The 17,323-nt window shown below is 70.2% G+C and carries 13 protein-coding genes; 9 read left to right on the forward strand and 4 right to left on the reverse strand.

What is annotated here, in order from left to right; genetic code table 11:
* Positions 1-2,211: exo-alpha-sialidase (locus tag M1203_RS37345; RefSeq protein ID WP_249954316.1), on the reverse strand; the 2,211-nt coding region annotated here is incomplete at its 3' end.
* A 193-nt stretch (positions 2,212-2,404) separates the two neighbouring features.
* On the opposite strand from M1203_RS37345, the gene M1203_RS37350 reads away from it, so the two are divergent.
* Positions 2,405-3,313, forward strand: coding sequence for an aminoglycoside phosphotransferase family protein (locus M1203_RS37350; protein ID WP_249954317.1), 909 nt, complete (start codon positions 2,405-2,407; stop codon positions 3,311-3,313).
* 27 nt (positions 3,314-3,340) lie between these two features.
* Here the strand turns inward: M1203_RS37350 and M1203_RS37355 are convergent, their stop codons facing one another.
* Positions 3,341-5,602, reverse strand: a complete 2,262-nt coding sequence (locus tag M1203_RS37355; RefSeq protein WP_249954318.1) for a PQQ-binding-like beta-propeller repeat protein — start codon at positions 5,600-5,602, stop codon at positions 3,341-3,343.
* Positions 5,603-5,797: 195 nt separating this feature from the next.
* Between M1203_RS37355 and M1203_RS37360 the strand changes: the two genes are divergently transcribed.
* Positions 5,798-6,553 (forward strand): hypothetical protein, encoded by a 756-nt coding sequence (locus M1203_RS37360; protein WP_249954319.1) that lies wholly within the window; start codon positions 5,798-5,800, stop codon positions 6,551-6,553.
* Between the two features lie 74 nt (positions 6,554-6,627).
* On the opposite strand, the gene M1203_RS37365 is transcribed toward M1203_RS37360, so the two are convergent.
* Together M1203_RS37365 and M1203_RS39390 are read right to left on the reverse strand one after the other, a co-directional pair.
* Positions 6,628-6,984, reverse strand: a complete 357-nt coding sequence (locus M1203_RS37365; protein WP_249954320.1) for a hypothetical protein — start codon at positions 6,982-6,984, stop codon at positions 6,628-6,630.
* Between the two features lie 294 nt (positions 6,985-7,278).
* Positions 7,279-8,034, reverse strand: coding sequence for a helix-turn-helix domain-containing protein (locus tag M1203_RS39390; protein WP_374404799.1), 756 nt, complete (start codon positions 8,032-8,034; stop codon positions 7,279-7,281).
* 228 nt (positions 8,035-8,262) lie between these two features.
* On the opposite strand from M1203_RS39390, the gene M1203_RS37380 reads away from it, so the two are divergent.
* The 7 genes from M1203_RS37380 to M1203_RS37410 all read left to right on the forward strand — a co-directional run bounded on the left by M1203_RS37380 (position 8,263) and on the right by M1203_RS37410 (position 17,318).
* Complete coding sequence (locus M1203_RS37380) at positions 8,263-8,931, forward strand: DUF4097 family beta strand repeat-containing protein (RefSeq protein ID WP_249954321.1); 669 nt, start codon at positions 8,263-8,265, stop codon at positions 8,929-8,931.
* A gap of 61 nt (positions 8,932-8,992) precedes the next feature.
* A complete protein-coding gene (locus M1203_RS37385) occupies positions 8,993-9,814 on the forward strand; it encodes an alpha/beta fold hydrolase (RefSeq protein ID WP_249954322.1) in 822 nt (273 codons plus the stop codon).
* 541 nt (positions 9,815-10,355) lie between these two features.
* Positions 10,356-12,719 carry a sensor histidine kinase gene (locus M1203_RS37390; RefSeq protein ID WP_249954323.1) on the forward strand — a complete coding sequence of 788 codons (2,364 nt, stop codon included), beginning with the start codon at positions 10,356-10,358 and terminating at the stop codon, positions 12,717-12,719.
* Positions 12,716-13,120 carry a roadblock/LC7 domain-containing protein gene (locus M1203_RS37395; protein ID WP_249954324.1) on the forward strand — a complete coding sequence of 135 codons (405 nt, stop codon included), beginning with the start codon at positions 12,716-12,718 and terminating at the stop codon, positions 13,118-13,120. Before M1203_RS37390 ends, M1203_RS37395 begins: the two co-directional genes overlap by 4 nt.
* 88 nt (positions 13,121-13,208) lie before the next feature.
* Positions 13,209-14,411: an ABC transporter substrate-binding protein gene (locus M1203_RS37400; protein ID WP_249954338.1), complete on the forward strand. Its 1,203-nt coding sequence runs from the start codon at positions 13,209-13,211 to the stop codon at positions 14,409-14,411.
* A gap of 1 nt (position 14,412) precedes the next feature.
* Positions 14,413-16,473: an ABC transporter permease gene (locus M1203_RS37405; protein WP_249954325.1), complete on the forward strand. Its 2,061-nt coding sequence runs from the start codon at positions 14,413-14,415 to the stop codon at positions 16,471-16,473.
* Positions 16,470-17,318 carry an ABC transporter ATP-binding protein gene (locus M1203_RS37410; RefSeq protein ID WP_249954326.1) on the forward strand — a complete coding sequence of 283 codons (849 nt, stop codon included), beginning with the start codon at positions 16,470-16,472 and terminating at the stop codon, positions 17,316-17,318. Before M1203_RS37405 ends, M1203_RS37410 begins: the two co-directional genes overlap by 4 nt.
* Positions 17,319-17,323 lie beyond the last annotated feature (5 nt).

The following is a 17,323-nucleotide window of genomic DNA, read 5'->3' on the forward strand; positions in this document are numbered from 1 at the left end:
CCGTCCACTCACCGGCACATCCAGCCGCCAGCGCACCACCGCACTTCCCGTACCCGCAGGATGCGTACGGTAATTCGAGCCATAGAACCCGGCGGCCCCGGTCGCGTTGTTCCACTCTCCGGAGACGGTTTCGTACGCGGCCGAGTCGTTGTCCGCGACGGCGCCCCGATAGGCGAAGCGGATCGCGTCGGCGACGACCAGCCCGTCAGCGGCGTCCGAGAGTTCGACCGTGCCCCCGCCGCCTGCGGTGAACGTGAAATCACCGAGTCGTACCCATCGCCCCCCGTCGGACCGCTGATCCGCCTCGACCGTCTCCTGGCCTTCGGCATGGCGGATCACATAGGAGGCGTTGGACGCCCGGCCCGTCCCGGACGGGTACCAGGCGGAGACCTCGTACACACCGCTCATCGGCACATCCGGCCGGAACCGTACGGTGGCGGTGCCGGTCCCCGCGGCATGCGTACGGTGGCTCTGGCCGTACTCCCCGGCGGCCTTCTCCACCCTGGTCCAGGTGCCCGAGACCACCTCGAAGCCGGCGACGAAGTCGTTGTCCGCAACGGCCTTCGGGGGGTCCGCGGGATGCCCGCCCGAGGTCAGGAACAGTTGGTCGACGGCGATGACGCCACCGCCGCCGCGCCCCTGGCCCGCCAGGGTGAACCGGATCGAGTGCCGCCCGGCTGTCAGCGGGACCGTTCCCAGCCGGTAGAGCTGATAGCCCTCACCCACCGTCATCGTCGGGTCGATCAGCCCCTGATCGAGTGCCGCGCCGTCGACGCTCGCCCGTATCTGTCCCCGGTCGGCCCCGCGGTGCACCCGGACGGCCACCTCATAGCTGCCCGCCGCCACGACATCGAACGGGACTTCGACGTACCCGCCGGCCGTCGGCGCCGGGTAACGCAGCGTCCTGCCGCCCCGCGCGTTGGCGTCGGACACGATCGGCGCCGCCGCACCGGTGCCGGTGCGGGCCTCCGCGGTGGCCAGTTCGTACGTCTGCTGGGAGAGCCCGGGACCGGTGGCAAGGCTGTCCCGGCCCTGGGTCAGCCACTCAAGGTCGAAGCGGGCGACCGAGATACGCTCCGGAAAGCCGGCGTCCTCGCCGTCCCGTCCGTAGACCAACAGGATCGTGCCGTCGGACAGCCGCGCGAGGTCGGAGTAGTAGGACGTGCCCGGATTGATCACCCGGCTGTACCGGTAGCTCGCCCCCGCGTCGTACGAGACCGAGACGGTCATGTTCTCACGGGCCGACGCGTCCGGACCGCTGAACAGCACCCGGTCGGCCGGGCCGCGACTGTACTGGAGCACGCTCGCGTCCACCGAGACGAACTGTCCGGTCGAGCCGTCGATCACGGGCGCGGACCAGCTCGTACCACCGTCCGTACTGGTCGCGGTGACGCGGTAGCGGGTGCCGCCGGAACCCCACCGGCCATTGAGGACCACCGCTCCGTCGCCGCGTTCGTAGACGCGACTCTCGTTGACGGGGTACGCGACGGACATCAGTACCTCGGCGCTTCGCCGCCAGGAACCGGGATCGCCGTGAGCGTCGCTGTACAGCATCTCGACGCCGTAGTTGCGGTCCGGGTCGGGGGCGCGGTGCTGAACGGGCATCAGCAGCCGGCCGTTCCGTAGCTGAATTCCATGGCCGGGGACCGGGCTGTTGAGTGTCCAGCCGTGCGGGTTCGAGGCGAACAACGGGGTCAGATCCTCGGGGGCCGACCAACTGGCCCCGGCGTCATCGCTTCGCTTGACGAAGATGGTTCCGCCGGATCCCTTGTAGAACAGGCACACCCGGCCCGTCAGCTCATCCACCACCGGCGTCGGGTTGCCCCAACTCTGGCCCGTCTGCCTCGGAACCACGGGCACGCCTGCCGACCAGTTACGCCCGCCATCCACACTCCGGCGGACCAGGAGATCCTTCTCCCCGCCGTCGCCCTTGACGAACCGGCCCTCGGTGAAGGTGAGCACCACATCGTCGGGCAGCGCCTGCCCGTTCCCCGCGGGCGGCACGATTCCCGCGGGTACGACAGCCAGCCCCTGCACATGGAAGCTGGCGTAGGCGTCGTCATCGGTCGAATCCCACAACTCGGACTCGGCGAACGAGCCCGCGTCGGCGACCGCGCCGGCAGTGGCCGCGACCGCGTTCGCGGTCGCCGTCGGCGGCGGGGCCGCGAGCGCCACCGATACGAACAGACCCAGGCCCACTACGCGAAGCATCGTTCTCCGGAACCGGCGCTTCATCCCCTGCCCCCTCGCGAATTGACGACCGCTGCCCGCGTGCTCGCGCCCGCCTGCGTGCGCGTCTCCAGCCGCGGTGGCGACGCACGGCTGAAGAGTATCCGTAGGGGCCTCCGGCCTCGCGCCACGGAATTCCGTTGCCTCATAAGGTCGCGGCTGTGATGATCGGCGCATGCTTTCGACTGCTCCCGACGGGCGCGCGGGAATCGACGCGGCGCTGGTGAAGCGGCTGATCTCCACGCAGTTCCCGCGATGGGGGCGGCTGCCGGTCGTCCCGGTGGCGGTGGACGGCTGGGACAACCGCACCTACCGCCTCGGCGAGGACATGACCGTACGTCTGCCCACCGCCGCCGGCTACGCCCCCGCTGTCGACAAGGAATGCGACTGGCTGCCCCGTCTGGCTCCCTTCCTGCCGACGGCCGTGCCCGCCGTCCTGGCCAAGGGGGCCCCGGGCGAGGGATATCCCTACTCCTGGTCGGTGCGCCGCTGGCTGCCCGGCGAGACGGCGTCCCCTGAACGCATCGACGACATGGCCCGGTTCGCCACCGACGTGGCCCGGTTCATTCTCGCCCTGCAGCGCTGCGACGCCACCGACGGCCCCCTGGCGGGGGAACACAGCTTCTACCGCGGCGCGTCACCCGCCCACTATGACGACGAGACACACCGCTGCGTCGCCGCCCTGGGCGACCGCGTCGACAAGAAGCGTGCCACCGAGGTCTGGCAGGCGGCACTCGCCGCCGAATGGCGGGGGGAGCCGGTGTGGTTCCACGGTGACCTCGCCGCCGGCAATCTGCTCGTCGACGGCGGCGAACTGTCTGCCGTCATCGACTTCGGTACCTCGGGCGTCGGCGATCCGGCCTGCGATCTCACCATCGCCTGGACCATGTTCCGCGAGGACAGCCGTGCGGCGTTCCGCCAGGCGGTCGGACAGGACGACGGCACCTGGGCCAGAGCCAGGGGCTGGGCACTGTGGAAGTCCGCGCTGACCGTCGCCGAGTGCCCGGATCCCCGGGACGAGCGGGTTGCCCTCCATCTTCGGGTGATCGACGCGGTACTGGCCGACCACGAACGCTTCGCGTAGTCGGCCCCGGGCACCGTCGCCGTCCTGTCACGAAGGCGACACGGCGGGCACCGCCTTCATATCGGGCCGACTGGGGTCGAGTGTGAAGACGGTCCCGTCGGCGGTGCAGATGATCAGAGCCCCGTCGTGGAGCAGCACCTTGGGATAGTGCGAGTCCATGGTCACGCCGGCGTGCGCCTGGGTGTCCCACAGCTCCTTGCCCGTACGCGTTTCGAGGGCCACCACGCGCCCGCTCCCACTGGTCAGATACATGATGCGCCCGCCCTGGTCGAGCGTGGGCGCGCCCAGCCCTTCCGGTGTTGTCTGAGTCGCCCACAGTCGCTCGCCGGTCTCCGGTGACACGGCCGTCACCGCGCCGTTCGACCGTACGAAGTAGAGGGTGCCGCCCGCCGGCATGGCGTCTCCGCGGTACTCACCCCGGAACCGCACGGTCCGCACGGAGCCGCCAGCGGGGTCGAACAGGGCCGCACGGGTGTAGATCATGTCGTCCAGCGCCGTGCCGGTCCCATCGGAACGCCATTCCACGAACACCAGTTGGCCGTCGTGGATTCCGATGAAGTTGCCGTCGGGCAGGTCGGTCACGCGGCGCGACGTGCCGTCGTCCAGGTCGAAGACGAGAAGGAAGGAATTGCGGCCCTCGGAGGCCGCCCCACAGAGCACATACGGGACATCATGGCCCTTGAGGGGATGGCAGTCCTGGTCCGCGGGCAGTTGTCCGGTCCAGCGCTCGACCCCTGTACGGGCCGCCCGGGCCGTCACCGACTGGTCGCTCTGGTCCACGATCAGGATGAGGTCCCCGAACAGGAACCCATCGATGTTCTGGGAGTCCGCCGGGTGGGTCCAGAGCCGTTTGCCCTTCTCGGCATCGAGACCGACGACATTGGCCTGCCCGTCGCCCTCCATGGATGTTGTCTCCAGCACGAGTACCGCGCCGTCCCGCACACCGATGACGGACGTCGTATACACATCGTCCAACGTCACGGACGCCACGGACGCGGTACGCCAGACCGTCTCACCGGTCTTCGCGTCGATACGGACGGGAAGCACGCCGTCGCCACCGCAGTAGAGGGAGCCGTCATCCGTCACGCAGTTCGAACCGCCGCCCGATTCCAGGCTCTTGACGGTCCTGACACCGTTCGACGCGGGTTCGAGCAGGGTCGTCTGCCAGGGGTGCCAGCCGCTGGGCACCGGCTTCCATCGCGGACTCGGACTCAGACTCGGACTCGGGCTCGTGGAGGGCGACGGGCCGGCGGACTGTCGTACCTCTGCCCCGTTCGCCATACGCTCGTCCCCGTCCCACCGCGCGACGACGAGGTAGGCCGCGAGGCCGAGAGCCAGGACGCCGGCGGTGACGGCGAATGCCGGGCGCCACCGTCGCCCGCGTGCGGTGCGTGCCGTGGCCACGTTCCCGGCCCCGGCGGTGGAGGACCCGCCCTCGGAGGACCCGCCCTCGGGAGTGACGGTCGGTACATCGTTCGGCTCGGGTGCCGGCAGGGCCCCGAGCAGCTGTGCCAGTTCACCGAGTTCCGGCCGGTCACCCGGCTCCTTGGCCAGGCAGCGCGCCACGATCTCCCGCATCGGCGGCTCCACCCCGTCCAGCACGGGATCCTCGTTCATCACCCGGTCCGCCGTCAGGTACGGGCTGTCCGCGTCGAACGGCCCGCGTCCGGTCGCCGCGTACACGAGCAGCGCCGCGAGCGAGAAGACGTCCGAGGCCGGTTCCACCGAGCGGGGATCCTGCAACTGCTCGGGAGACATGAACGGCGGCGTGCCGAACAGGTCCCCGGTGCCGGTCAGGGTCTGGTTCTCCGCCGCACGCGAGATCCCGAAGTCGATGACGCGGGGACCGTCCTGGGCCATCAGTACATTCGCGGGCTTGAGATCCCGGTGCACCACCCCGGCGTGGTGGATGTCCCGCAGCCCTTCGACGAGCCCCAGCGCGAGCAGCCGTAACGCGGCGCCGCCGAGAGGGCCGTGCGTGCGGACCCGGTCGGCCAGGGACGGGCCGGGCACGTACAGGGTGGCCATCCACGGCCGTGCCGCCTCCGGGTCCGCGTCCATGACCGGCGCGGTGAAGGCTCCGCTCACCCTGCGCACGGCCGTGATCTCCCGCCGGAAGCGGTCGCGGAAGATCTGGTCCTCGGCGTACTGGGCGTGGACCACTTTGACGGCGACCTCGCGCCCGGAGCGCGACCTGCCCAGGTAGACAACTCCCATGCCCCCGGAACCAAGACGGTCGACCAACTTGTACCCGCCGATCGACCGCGGATCGTCCTTGCTGAGCGCCACTGTCCGAATCCCTCCGCCTGCACGGCAGTTATGCCATCAGAGTAGAAGGGAGATCCCCGGGACAGAGCCGGGAGGCTGAGTAGCGCCCTACTCACGACATGGCACCGCCCCGAAGGTAGGTTTCCCACCGCCCGCGGAGCACGTCGGAATACCTGTTCCAGCTGTGAATCACCCCTCCCCGACCGAGGAGAACACATGCATGGCGGAAGCAATGGCAGAGGAAGCACGGCCCGGGGCGCCGTCAGGGAAGTCGGCTCCGGCTTCCCGCGGCGCGTACTGGCCGGACTGATCACGGCGGTGGCGCTGTTGACGGGTCTGGTGGTGACGGGTCCGCCGGCCATGGCGGCGGACCTGCCGTACGGTCCGTACACCTGCGCGGCGGGCTTCGTGTGGCGGGAAGCGGTCCCGGGCGACCTGGTGTGTGTGACACCGCAGATCCGCTCGCAGACCACGACGGAGAACACGCTGGGCCCGTCCCGCCGGGAGCCGAATGGCGGCGTCTACGGGCCGGACACCTGCAAGCCGGGTTTCGTCTGGCGCGAGACGCGGCCTTCGGACCGTGTCTGCGTGCCGCCGGCCGGCCGCGACCAGGCCCGTACTGACAACGCCAACGCTCCGTGGCGGCTGGCGGACCCGGGTGCGACGCCGCGCGGCGGGGTGTCCGTCTCCACCACGTTCCACCAGCTGGGCGGCTACCTGTACGCCACCGGCAGCGGACTCGGTCCGAACGGCGTCGTGCGGTTCTACGCGGTCGGGATCAACACGAGCGCGCCGTACTCGCTGGGCTCGCTGAACGCCAACGCCTCCGGCACCCTGCCCGGGTGGCAGTACGTCGCGGACATCAGGTGCCGAGGCGGACAGACGCAGCCGGCCACCATCGTGGTCCTCGACCAGAGCTCCGGCCTGGTCACCACCGCCGGCACCACGGACGCCTTCCGCCACTGCGGATGAGCCACTGAGCCGCACCCAGTCGTCCCTAATGCAAAGCCCTTGGTCGGCCATTGGCCGACCAAGGGCGGTCTTTCTTAGTAGTACATAAAGGCGGGGACGAGTCCCGTGGGGCCGGGTTGAGCGATGAGCTCCCCGGCTCCGATTCCCGCGCCGTTCGCGACGTTGACCACGTCGTAAACCGAGCCGTAATTACCCATCCAGTGCCACCCGGGAACGGCGGCGGCCGCCTTCGTGGCGGAGCACCGCTCAACGAGTGCGATTCCTTCCTTGACGGAGAGGACTTTGTCACTCGTCGGCGCGTTACAGGTGGAACTCACGGCTGTCGGCGCCTGGGGCGCGGACGCGTCCGCGGCCGACGTCGAGAAGATCGCCAACCCGATGAGCAGGGTGGTTGGGGCGGCCGCCAGGGCGGCAATTCGTCTCCGTTGCATGATTGACCTCCAAGAGAAAGTCGCAAGGGGCTCGGGGCTGAACACGCCAACCAAACTAACGGCGCAATGCGCGATAGTCGATAGCGCGACGTGAATATGAGAAAGGAGTGACAGATTAATGCCAGTGGTTTTATTGCGAGCGAACTCGATCGGAATTTTCTGAGTTCACACGAGAAGACCTCGATTGGATTCCTTTGCTCTGTCGCGAACGCATAGACACGGATATGTCCCGACAAGCACAAAGGGACGTCCTCGACGCCGGTAAGGCGCGTCGAGGACGGGTCCGGTGTCGCCTTATTTGCGATCCGACCTTGGCTCCGCGGTGCCGTCCTGGGGTGTGGCGGGTGCGGTGTGGAGGATCTCGCGGGCCTGTTCCGCGGCGCGGATGATGCTCTCGCCGATGAAGTCGACGAAGCGGGCGATGTTCTCCAGGCGGGCGGCGGCCTGGGTGTTCCGGCCGAGGATGGCGACGCCCTGCCGTGCGGTCTCGGCGAGTTGGATGTTGCCCCGGGCGCTGGCGATCGTCGACTGGTACCAGACATCGCTGTCGGCGACATAGCGCTCACGACGGCCTTCGTCCGGTTCCCGGCGCACGAGGCCCTGGCTTTCGAGGAACGTGATCGCCTTGGAGATGGACGCCGGGCTGACCTGGAGATGCCGGGCGAGTTCGGACGCGGTGAGGCTGCCCGCGTCGGCGATGAAGAGGCAGGTCAGCACGCGGGCCATCATCTTGGGCAGGCCCGATTGCATGAGGAGGGTGGTGAAGGTCTCCTCGTACTCGCGCACCGCCTCGGGGTCGCGCCCATGGGTCTGTGCGGGGGTGTGGGGCCCCGGGGTCGCGGTCCGCCGGCGGCGATGGGCGCGGCGTTCGGTGGCGCGGTGGGCGAGGTCGGCGCGGTAGGCGGTGGGGCCGCCGTTGCGCATCACCTCGCGCGTGACCGTCGAGGTCGGGCGGTCGAGGCGTCTGGCGATCTCCGCGTAGGCGAGACCGTCGGACAACCCCAGCCCGATCTGCTGGCGTTCCTGCTGGGTGAGCCTGCCTCCCGGCATCGCGATCTCCTTCACACTCGCTCGGTGACGCCTCCAACATAGCGTTCACTCCCCATCCAATGCAACGATCCGGATCACTGACGTTGCGTTAGCCGCATATTCGTTGCAACGATTAGACGGCTTTCACCTGCCCAGATGTCATTCGTAAGCAACGACATCGTTGCGTGATCCTCGAACGCTACGTAGCGTTTCCGGTGTCAGAAACCACCAGCGCACGAGGAGGACACCATGCGGAAGTTCGACACCCCGACCCCGATCGCCACCGTCCTGGACATCACCGCCGGACGCGTCCAGCTCATCGCCGCGGACCGGACCGACACCACGGTCGAGGTCCTGCCGGCGAACGCCTCGAAGGCCCGCGACGTGAAGGCCGCCGAGCAGACCGAGGTCGAATACACCGACGGCGTCCTGCGGATCGGAACCCCGGCGGCGAAGCACCAGATCCTCGGCCCTTCCGGATCCATCGAGGTGACCGTCAAGCTGCCCGCCGGCTCCCGCGTCGAGGCCACGGCGGCCGGCGCCGAGTTCCGGGCCGTCGGACGGCTCGGCGACGTCTCCTTCGACGGTGCGCACGGTGTGACCAAGGTCGACGAGGCGACGGGCGTCCGCCTCACCGCCCTCGCCGGTGACGTCTCGGTCGGACGCCTGAGCGGCCCCGCGGAGATCAGCACCCAGAAGGGCGACATCCATATCGCCGAAGCCGTACGCGGGACGGTCGTGCTGCGCACCGAGTCCGGCGATGTGTCGGTCGGGGCCGCCCCCGGAGTCTCCGCCTCGCTGGACGCCGGCACCGGCTACGGCCGGATCCACAACTCGCTCAAGAACACCGAAGGCACCGCCGACCTGACCATCCACGCGACCACCGGCCACGGCGACATCACCGCCCGCGGCCTCTGACTCCGCCCCGGGGCCTCTGCTTCCGGGACCTCCGCCCCATAGCCTCCGAAGGAGCACCGACATGACGAAGAACGGGATGTCCCCGGCCGTTTCGCAGTGGACCGGCATGGTGCCGATCGACGACACGGCCCTGGCCGTCACCGACACCGGCGGTCCCGGTGTCCCCGTGCTCTACCTCAACGGCCAGTTCGCCACTCAGGGGTACTGGCGACGAGTCATCGCCGAACTGGGCCCGGGGTGGCGGCACATCACCTACGACGAGCGGGCTCGCGGCACGAAGTCGAAGCGTTCAGCGGACTACTCCTTCGAGGCCGCGGTCCGGGACGTCGACGCCGTTCTTGCGGCCAGGGGTGTGGACCGGGCGCTGGTGGTGGGCTGGTCCTACGGGGCGGTCGTCGGGGCGCACTGGGCCGACCGGAATCCGGACCGCGCCCTGGGCGCGATCCTGGTCGACGGCGCGTTCCCGTACGACTGGCTCGACGAGGCCATGGAGCGGCGGATCCGGAAGATGTTCCGGCGGATGGGCTGGTTCACACCGCTGCTTCGCCCGACGGGTCTGACCCCGAGGATGACCGCCGACCAGCAGGCGGACAGCAACATCGAGCTCGGCAGGCTCTCCCGCGAGCGCGAACTGGGCCCCGTACTGGACAGCATCACCGTCCCGGTGCGTTATGTGGTCGCTTCGGGGACGTCCCTCGGGAGCCGCGGTGATGAGCAGGAGAGGATACGCACCGGCCTCGACGCGGTGACGGCCCGCAACCAGAACATCCGGATCGCCGCGAAAGTCGCCAGCAACCACGGTGCGATCCTCAAGAAGGACTTCGCGGCCATCGCCGAGGCCGTACGCGAGGTCGCCGCCCTCGACCATGGGGGGCGCGGATAAACGCCTGCCTGGGCCATTCTCAGCTCGACAGCCGCGCCGCCGTTCTCCTCGCCCCCCGCGCGAGGGGACGGCGGCGCGCTATGTGTCGGCTGCCGTCGATCACCGGATCTAACCTTTCCGCAACGAAGATCGACTGTCTGACGTTCCATCACATGCATATGCCAGAAACTCCGTTGATATTCCGCCGCAGTAAGCCGCCGCGGTGGGAAGTGCCGCTACGCTGGTAAAGCGCGATCGCGTCGCCCCGATTCGGTCATTCCGATTGACCTCAAGAGGGGCTGTTCCCGCGGCATTTATGACCGCGTCGGATGCTTCCCGGGCCACCCGGTGCCCCGAATTCCCCCGGTCACGGCCGCCCGTCGGCCCGCGCGACGGCTTAGGATCAGCCGCGCCGCCGGGGCCTCCTCCGCCCCATCCGTAACGATGCGCCAGACCCCCACCGACAAAGCAGCGTTCCCCCACCGACACCCCGCCACAACCCGTCAACAGGTATCAGCGTGTTTCCGATACTCGGCACTGGTTCCGGCGATGGAGCCGCGCAGTGAAAATCAATCGTCGCCTCGCCCTGCTCGTGGCCGCGCCCCTCACCGTGGCCGTCGCGTTCTCGGTGCTGGCACTCGCGCCCGCGACCAACCGGGCGCTCCAGGCCGGCCGGCTGATCACGATGGCCGAAGTCGCCTCCACGGCAGGCGAGTTGACCTACCAGTTGCAGCGCGAGCGGGCGGCGGCCACCGCGTTGGTCTCCGCACAGGGAGACCCGGAGGCGTTCCGGGAACGCTCCGACGCGACCGATGTCAGCGCCGCCAAGTTCCGCGGCCAGCGAGAACGCCTGTCCGCGGTGCCCGGCAACGCACGGGGCGCGCTGGACCGTATCGAGCGCTTTCTTGACGAGCTGCCCTCCCTGCGCGCCCAGGTGCGCTCGGGCGACAGCACCATCTCCGCGCTCGCCTTCGGCTACCGGATCGTGATCGCCGACCTCAACGGCTACCGCGACGGCATCGCGCAGGCCGACGGTGTCGACGCCGACATCGCGGACCGGATCCGGGCCGCCGCGGCCCTGTCCGAGGCAGCCGAGTACCTGGCCCAGCAGCAGGTCACGGTGTTGCGGGCGCAGGCCGCGGGCGGCTTCACGACCGCCTCGCAGCGGACGTTCGACGCCGGCCGGCTCGGCTACACCGAGTCGATCAGCGTCCTGTTCGGCCTCGGCCCCGGTCAGTGGCGGACCTGGCTTGAGCGCACCCTCTCCGGCGCGAAGGCGCTGGAGGCCCGGCGCCTGGAGGACGAGATCGGGCGTACGGGAACGAGCAAGGACATCGAGGTCACCCCGGAGGAGTGGCAGAAGGCCTCCCATGACCGTCTGGCGCTGCTGCGTTCGGTGGAGAAGCGGGTCGACGGATCCGTGCACTCGACGGTCTCCGACGCGCGCACCACGCTCGTCTGGACAGCCGGGGCCGAGGTCGCGCTGGTGGTGCTGACCCTGGTCGGCGCCGTTGTGGTGGCCATCCGGCTGGGTCGCGTGATGATCCGCCGGCTGCGCGATCTGCGCAACGCCGCGCACGAGGTCGCCCACACCGGGCTGCCCGCCGTGATGAGCGAACTGTCCCAGCCCGGCGCGCTGAGCGGCGCGACACCCGAGCAGGTCGCCCGGAAGACCGGCAACCCGGTCAGGACCACGGGCGAGGACGAGATCGGCGAGGTGGGTGAGGCATTCAACGCCGTCCATCACGAAGCCGTCCGGCTGGCCGCCCAACAGGCCTACATTCACGAGCAGTTCGCGGACACACTTGTCGGTGTCGCGCGCAGAGGGGCGCAGCTGACCACCGTCATGGTGTCCGAGCTGGACACGGTGCAGCGCGACGAGGCCGACCCCGCGCGGATGAAGACCCTCTTCGCACTCGACCATCTCGCGATCCGCATGGAGCGCAACACCAACAGCCTCCTGGTGCTCGGCGGTTACGGACAGGCCCGGGTGCGCTCGCAGGATGTCGACTGCTCCACCGTCATCATGGCCGCGGCCCAGCAGATCGAGAGCTTCGACCGGGTGTCGCTCGGCGTCGTCGAATCGGAGATCGGCATCGCCGCCCGCGCCGTGCACGACGTGGCGCACATCCTGGCGGAACTTCTCGACAACGCCACCCGGTTCTCGCCTCCCGACAAGCAGGTCGGGGTCGCCGTCTGGCGACTGTGGGACCGGGCCGTCGTGCAGATCGTCGACGAGGGGGTGGGCATCACCCCGGAACGCCGCGCCGTCTGCAACGCCGCGCTGCGCGAGCCGCGGTCGGGCATCGGAGACGTACGGTCCATGGGTCTGCATGTGGTCGCGCGGCTCGCCGCGCGTCACGGCATCACGGTCGAACTGTGCGACTCGTCCGGTCCCGGCACCATCGCCGAGGTCGCACTGCCCGCGAGCGTTCTGGCCCCGGCCCCTCGGAAGGCCGCACCGCCGCCGCGGGGCAGGCCCGGCGAGGACCGTCACAACCACGGCCGGGGCGACGACCGCCTTCGCATCGGTGTGCGCCATGAGGCGCCTCGTCCGATCATCCGGCCCGGCGACCGGCCCGAAGGAACCCGGAGTACGAACCCTCACACGGACGAGCGCCGCACCACATCCGCCCGGCCCTCCGTACGCGACGAGCCGGCGTCCCGTATCGCCGGGGTCAGCTCCTCGGGACTGCCCGTGCGACAGCGCAACACACCGCAGCACACGCCGCAGCAGCGGCCCGCCCCCGGCACACGGGACGGCGCCGAACAGCGCTCCGGCGCCGCCGGGCCCAGGCCGTCGCCCCGCCGCCGGGACTCCCGGCAGGTCTCCGACGTCCTGGCGGCCTACGCCCAGGGGATCAACAGGAGCACCAGCCAGCGCCGGCGTTCCACCACCGACGACACCGAACGGAGCGAGAAATGACCTCACCCGCCGACCTGAGCTGGATCCTGAGCGGTTTCGCCGGGCGCATCCCGGAAGTCACTCAGGTGATAGCCGTGTCCGTGGACGGACTCGCGGTGGCGTACGCCGGTGTGGATCGTGACGATGCCGACCGGCTGGCCGCCATCGCCTCCGGCGTCGTCAACCTGCTCTCCGCCGCGGCCCAGTTGACGAACACCGATCCTGTCGAGCACAGCCTCACGGCGATGGAGGGCGGCTATATGTTCTCGATGGCCGTCTCCAGCGGCGCCTCGCTGCTGGTGTTCACCACGAGGGACGCGGACATCGGTGAGGTCAGCTACCTGATGTCCGAACTGATCAACCAGGTCGGCGACTCGCTGTCTCCCCAGGTCCGCGAGGCGAGCACGGAGCAGCCCGGCTGATCGCCTGACCATTCCCGAACCCACCGCACCACCCCGGCCGGCGGTCACTCTCGGCCCGTTCTGTCCGTTCCTACCGATGAGAGAGCTTATGTTCTTCGACGTGTCCCTTTCGCGCCGCCGTGGATTCCGGCCCTTCCGCGCCGCCGCCCTCGCCCTCGGTCTGGCAGTCGTCACCGGGTGCGGCGGCGGCAGCGGAGCCGGCGACGACACCGTGAAAGTCGGCCTCGTGGCCTCCCTGTCCGGCACGTACAAGCCGGTCGGTACCGACCTGCGGGCCGGCTTCGAGCTGTACCTGGACACCCACGGCAACAAGCTGGGTGGCCGCGAGGTCGAGCTCATCGTGGCGGACGAGGGCGACGGCCCGCCGACCGCCGTTCCCGCGGCCACCAAGCTGGTCAAGAAGGACAAGGTCGACGCGCTGACGGGCTTCGTCGGCGGTGGCTCGGTCAACGCGGTGCTGCCCCTGGTCGGCCAGGCCAAGATCCCTTTCCTGGGGTCGAACGGCCGGCCGCCCATCAAGGACCTTGAGTACGTCTGGACGACGAGCTTCCTGTCCGACGAGCCGGGCAAGGCCATCGCCCCGTACGTCAAGGAGAAGGTCGACGGACCGGTCTACGCGATCGGTCCCGACTATCAGGGCGGCTACGACGAACTGCGCGGCTTCACCGAGGAGTTCAAGCGTCTGGGGGGTGAACTCGCCAACCCCGACGGCAAGACGGCCTGGACGCCGTTCCCGAAGACCACCAACTTCATGCCGTACTTCGCCGAGATAGCCAAGACGGACGCCAAGGCGGTGTACTGCTTCTACGCCGGGAAGGCCGCGATCGACTTCGCCAAGCAGTACGCGCAGTCCGACATCGCCGATCTGCCGCTGTACACGGCCTTCGTCACCGAGGGCAGTGTGCTCCAGGCCCAGGGCGACGCGGCGAAGGACATCTACTCGGTCCTGAACTACGCCGCCGACCTCGACAACGCGGCCAACCGAAAGTTCGCCGCCGACTGGACGGCCAAGCACGACACACAGCCCACCACCTACGCGATGGCGTCGTACGACGCGGCCGCCGTGCTCGACCAGGCGATCGCCGATGCCGCGAAGGACGGTGAGGTGACACCGGGGACCATCAACAAGGCCATCGCGGGTCTGGGCCAGATCGACAGCCCGCGCGGCGCCTGGGAGTTCGGCGACAAGGCGCACTCGCCGGTGCAGACCTGGTATCTGCGTCAGGTGCGGCCGGACGGCAACCAGCTGGCCAACGTCATGGTCCAGGACCTGGCGACGCTCGGCGGCTGACGTGGAACTCCTCGATGCCCATCTCATGCCGGCGGTGGACGGGGTGGCCTACGGGCTGCTGCTGTTCGTGGTCGCCGCCGGCCTGAGCCTCGCCTTCGGGACCGCCGGTGTGCTCAATCTCTCGCACGGCACGCTGTACGCGATCGGCGCCTACACGGGCGCCGAGTTGAGCGACGGGACCTGGGGCGGCCTCGTCCTGGGGCTGGCCGCCGGAACGGCGGCGGCGTGCGTCGCCGGAGCGGGGCTGTCCGCCGCCACGATTCCGCTCGCCCGGCGTGGGCATCTCGCTCAGGCACTGCTGACCTTCGGGCTCGCCCTGGTCGGCGGTGATCTGCTCATCCAGCTCTTCGGGGCGGACGAGCTCCCGGTTCGCGTCCCGGAGGCGCTCGACACCTCGGTGACACTGCTGGGCCACCGGTACCCCGCGTACCGGCTCTGCTTCATCGTGATGGCCGTGCTGCTCGCCGCGTTCGGCACATGGGTGCTGACCCGGACCCGGGTGGGCGCGGCGGTACGGGCCTCCGCCGACGATCCGCAGATGCTCGCGGCCACCGGACACAACCCCCGGGCGGTGCACACCGGCGTCCTCGCGGCGGCGGGTGCCCTGGCCGGTGCGGCGGGCGTGCTCGGGGCGCCGATCATCGGTCCAGGGCCGGGCACCGCCGAGAACGTGCTGATGCTGTCCCTCGTGGTGGTCGTGCTCGGCGGGCTGCGCTCGCTGTGGGCCACGTTCTTCGCGGCGATCGCCGTGGGCGAGGTCCAGACGCTGGGTGTCTCGGTGGCGCCGGACCTGGCGCCGTACCTGCTCTTCGCCGCGATGGCGGCGGTGCTGGTGCTCCGTTCCCGCTTCGCGGAACCGGCGACCTCGGGCGCCCCCGAGGGTGTGTCCCCGGACCCGGTGGCCCGGCTGCGCCGTCACCTCGCCGAGTGGCTGCGACCGAGGCCGCGCGGGAATGCCGGGACAGCCGGGGCGGTGGCCTCGTCCGGCAGGGGCCCCGGCGCGCGCACGGAGTTCGGGTGGCTGCCACGCGGCGCCGCGTGGCGGCGGGCCGCTCCGTCGCTCGTGCTGCTCGTCGTGCTGATCGCGTTGCCCGGCATGCTCGACTCGTACAGCATCTCGTTGGCCGGTTCTGCCCTGGCTCTGGGGCTCCTCGCGGTCAGTGTCACCATCCTCACCGGCTACGCCGGACTGCCCACCCTCGGGCAGACGGCGCCGTTCGCCGTCGGCGCGTACGCCACCGCGAATCTCGCGGACGCCGGGTGGACCATGGGCCCGGTCCAGATCGTCCTGTCGGCGCTCGCGGCGGCGGTCTTCTCCGCGGTGACGGGGCCCGCCGTGATCCGGGCCCGTGGCACCACCGTGCTGATGATCACGCTCGCCATCGGCGAGCTGACCGGCGCGGTCATCAACCAGTTCACGTCCGTCACCGGCGGCGCCGACGGTCTCGTCGGCTTCCCGGCCACGCGGGCGCTGTGGGGCGGGGAGGGGATGTCCGAGGAGAGCGAGGTCTACCTCTACGCGCTCGTCGTCGCCGTCATCGCCGTCACCCTCACCCTGCTCGTGCTGCGCTCCCCCGCCGGGAAGCTGCTGACCGGCACCCGGGGCGCCGAGGCACGGATGCGCGCGTCGGGACACCCGGTGGGGCGCTATCTGCTGGTCGCGTACGTCTGCGCCGGTGCGCTGGCCGGCGTCGGCGGCTCGCTGATGGTCACCGTCCAGCAGTATCTCTCCCCCGCCGACGTCGGCTTCGAGATCGCCGCCTTCGCGCTGCTCGCGGCCGTCATCGGCGGTACGACGTCCGTGATCGGCGCTCTGCTGGGGGCCGGGCTGATCGTCATCACCCGGGACTGGGTCGCCAGTTCATGGCCCGGCCATGGGCCGCTGCTGCTCGGCGCGCTGTTCGTCGCGGCCGTGTACCTGCTGCCGCGCGGTCTGGCGGGACTGATCGGCGCATCCGGTGGGAACGAGCCGACGGCCGACGGGCCCCGGCCCGACGAGCGGCACCCGGCGGCGTCCATGTCCGCGCACACCCCGCCCTCCGCCGGGAAGGTCTCCCCATGACGCCCACACCGACCGCCGCGTCGGCACCCCCGGTGCTGGACCTCACCCGGCTCACCCGCAGATACGGCAGTCTCACCGCCGTCGACGACGTCAGCCTGCGGCTTCCGGCGGGCGCCCGGCACGCCGTCATCGGACCCAACGGCGCCGGCAAGACCACCCTGCTCAACCTCATCGCGGGTACCGACCGGCCCGACCACGGCACGATCGTCCTGGGCAGCACGGACATCACCCGTACGGCCACCGCCAGGCGCAGTCGGCTCGGTATCGCCCGCAGCTTCCAACAACCCTCGGTGATAGGCGAGTTGACGGTACTGGACAACGTCGTACTGGCGGGGTGGCCGCACCACCCGAAACGCCTCGGCGCCTGGCGAAGCCCGTCCCGCCACCGGCCGCACACCGAGTCGGCGGGCCGCCGTCTGGAGGCCGTCGGCCTCGCGGACCTGGCCCACCGGCCCGCCGCCACGCTCTCCCACGGACAGCGCCGCATGCTCGACCTCGCCGCCGCGTTGGCGGGCGACCCGCGGCTGCTGCTCCTGGACGAGCCGGCGGCCGGGCTGACCGACGCCGACATCGGCCGACTGCTCGGTGTCATCGGAGGGCTGCCGGCGAGCGTCGCGATCATCCTGGTCGAGCACCATGTGGAGGTGGTCGCCCAACTCGCTTCGACCGTAACGGTGTTGGCGGCCGGACGGGTACTGGTCACCGGTCCCACCCGGGAGGCGCTCGGACACCCCGGGGTCCGCGACGCCTATCACAATCCGGGTGCGACGGCGAGCAGGGCCACGGCCGACGTCCCTTCCCCCGGCATCGAGAACACCGCCCCGTCCGCCGACGAGAGAGGATGACCGAC

Source organism: Streptomyces sp. 35G-GA-8 (genome assembly GCF_023534745.1).
Taxonomy (GTDB): domain Bacteria; phylum Actinomycetota; class Actinomycetes; order Streptomycetales; family Streptomycetaceae; genus Streptomyces.

Excerpts from the sequence above, each read along its gene's own strand:
- M1203_RS37350 (WP_249954317.1), top strand. The coding sequence starts at position 2,405 with ATGCTTTCGACTGCTCCCGACGGGCGCGCGGGAATCGACGCGGCGCTG.
- M1203_RS37360 (WP_249954319.1), top strand. The coding sequence starts at position 5,798 with ATGCATGGCGGAAGCAATGGCAGAGGAAGCACGGCCCGGGGCGCCGTC.
- M1203_RS37365 (WP_249954320.1), bottom strand. The coding sequence starts at position 6,984 with ATGCAACGGAGACGAATTGCCGCCCTGGCGGCCGCCCCAACCACCCTG.
- M1203_RS39390 (WP_374404799.1), bottom strand. The coding sequence starts at position 8,034 with ATGCCGGGAGGCAGGCTCACCCAGCAGGAACGCCAGCAGATCGGGCTG.
- M1203_RS37380 (WP_249954321.1), top strand. The coding sequence starts at position 8,263 with ATGCGGAAGTTCGACACCCCGACCCCGATCGCCACCGTCCTGGACATC.
- M1203_RS37385 (WP_249954322.1), top strand. The coding sequence starts at position 8,993 with ATGACGAAGAACGGGATGTCCCCGGCCGTTTCGCAGTGGACCGGCATG.
- M1203_RS37395 (WP_249954324.1), top strand. The coding sequence starts at position 12,716 with ATGACCTCACCCGCCGACCTGAGCTGGATCCTGAGCGGTTTCGCCGGG.
- M1203_RS37400 (WP_249954338.1), top strand. The coding sequence starts at position 13,209 with ATGTTCTTCGACGTGTCCCTTTCGCGCCGCCGTGGATTCCGGCCCTTC.
- M1203_RS37410 (WP_249954326.1), top strand. The coding sequence starts at position 16,470 with ATGACGCCCACACCGACCGCCGCGTCGGCACCCCCGGTGCTGGACCTC.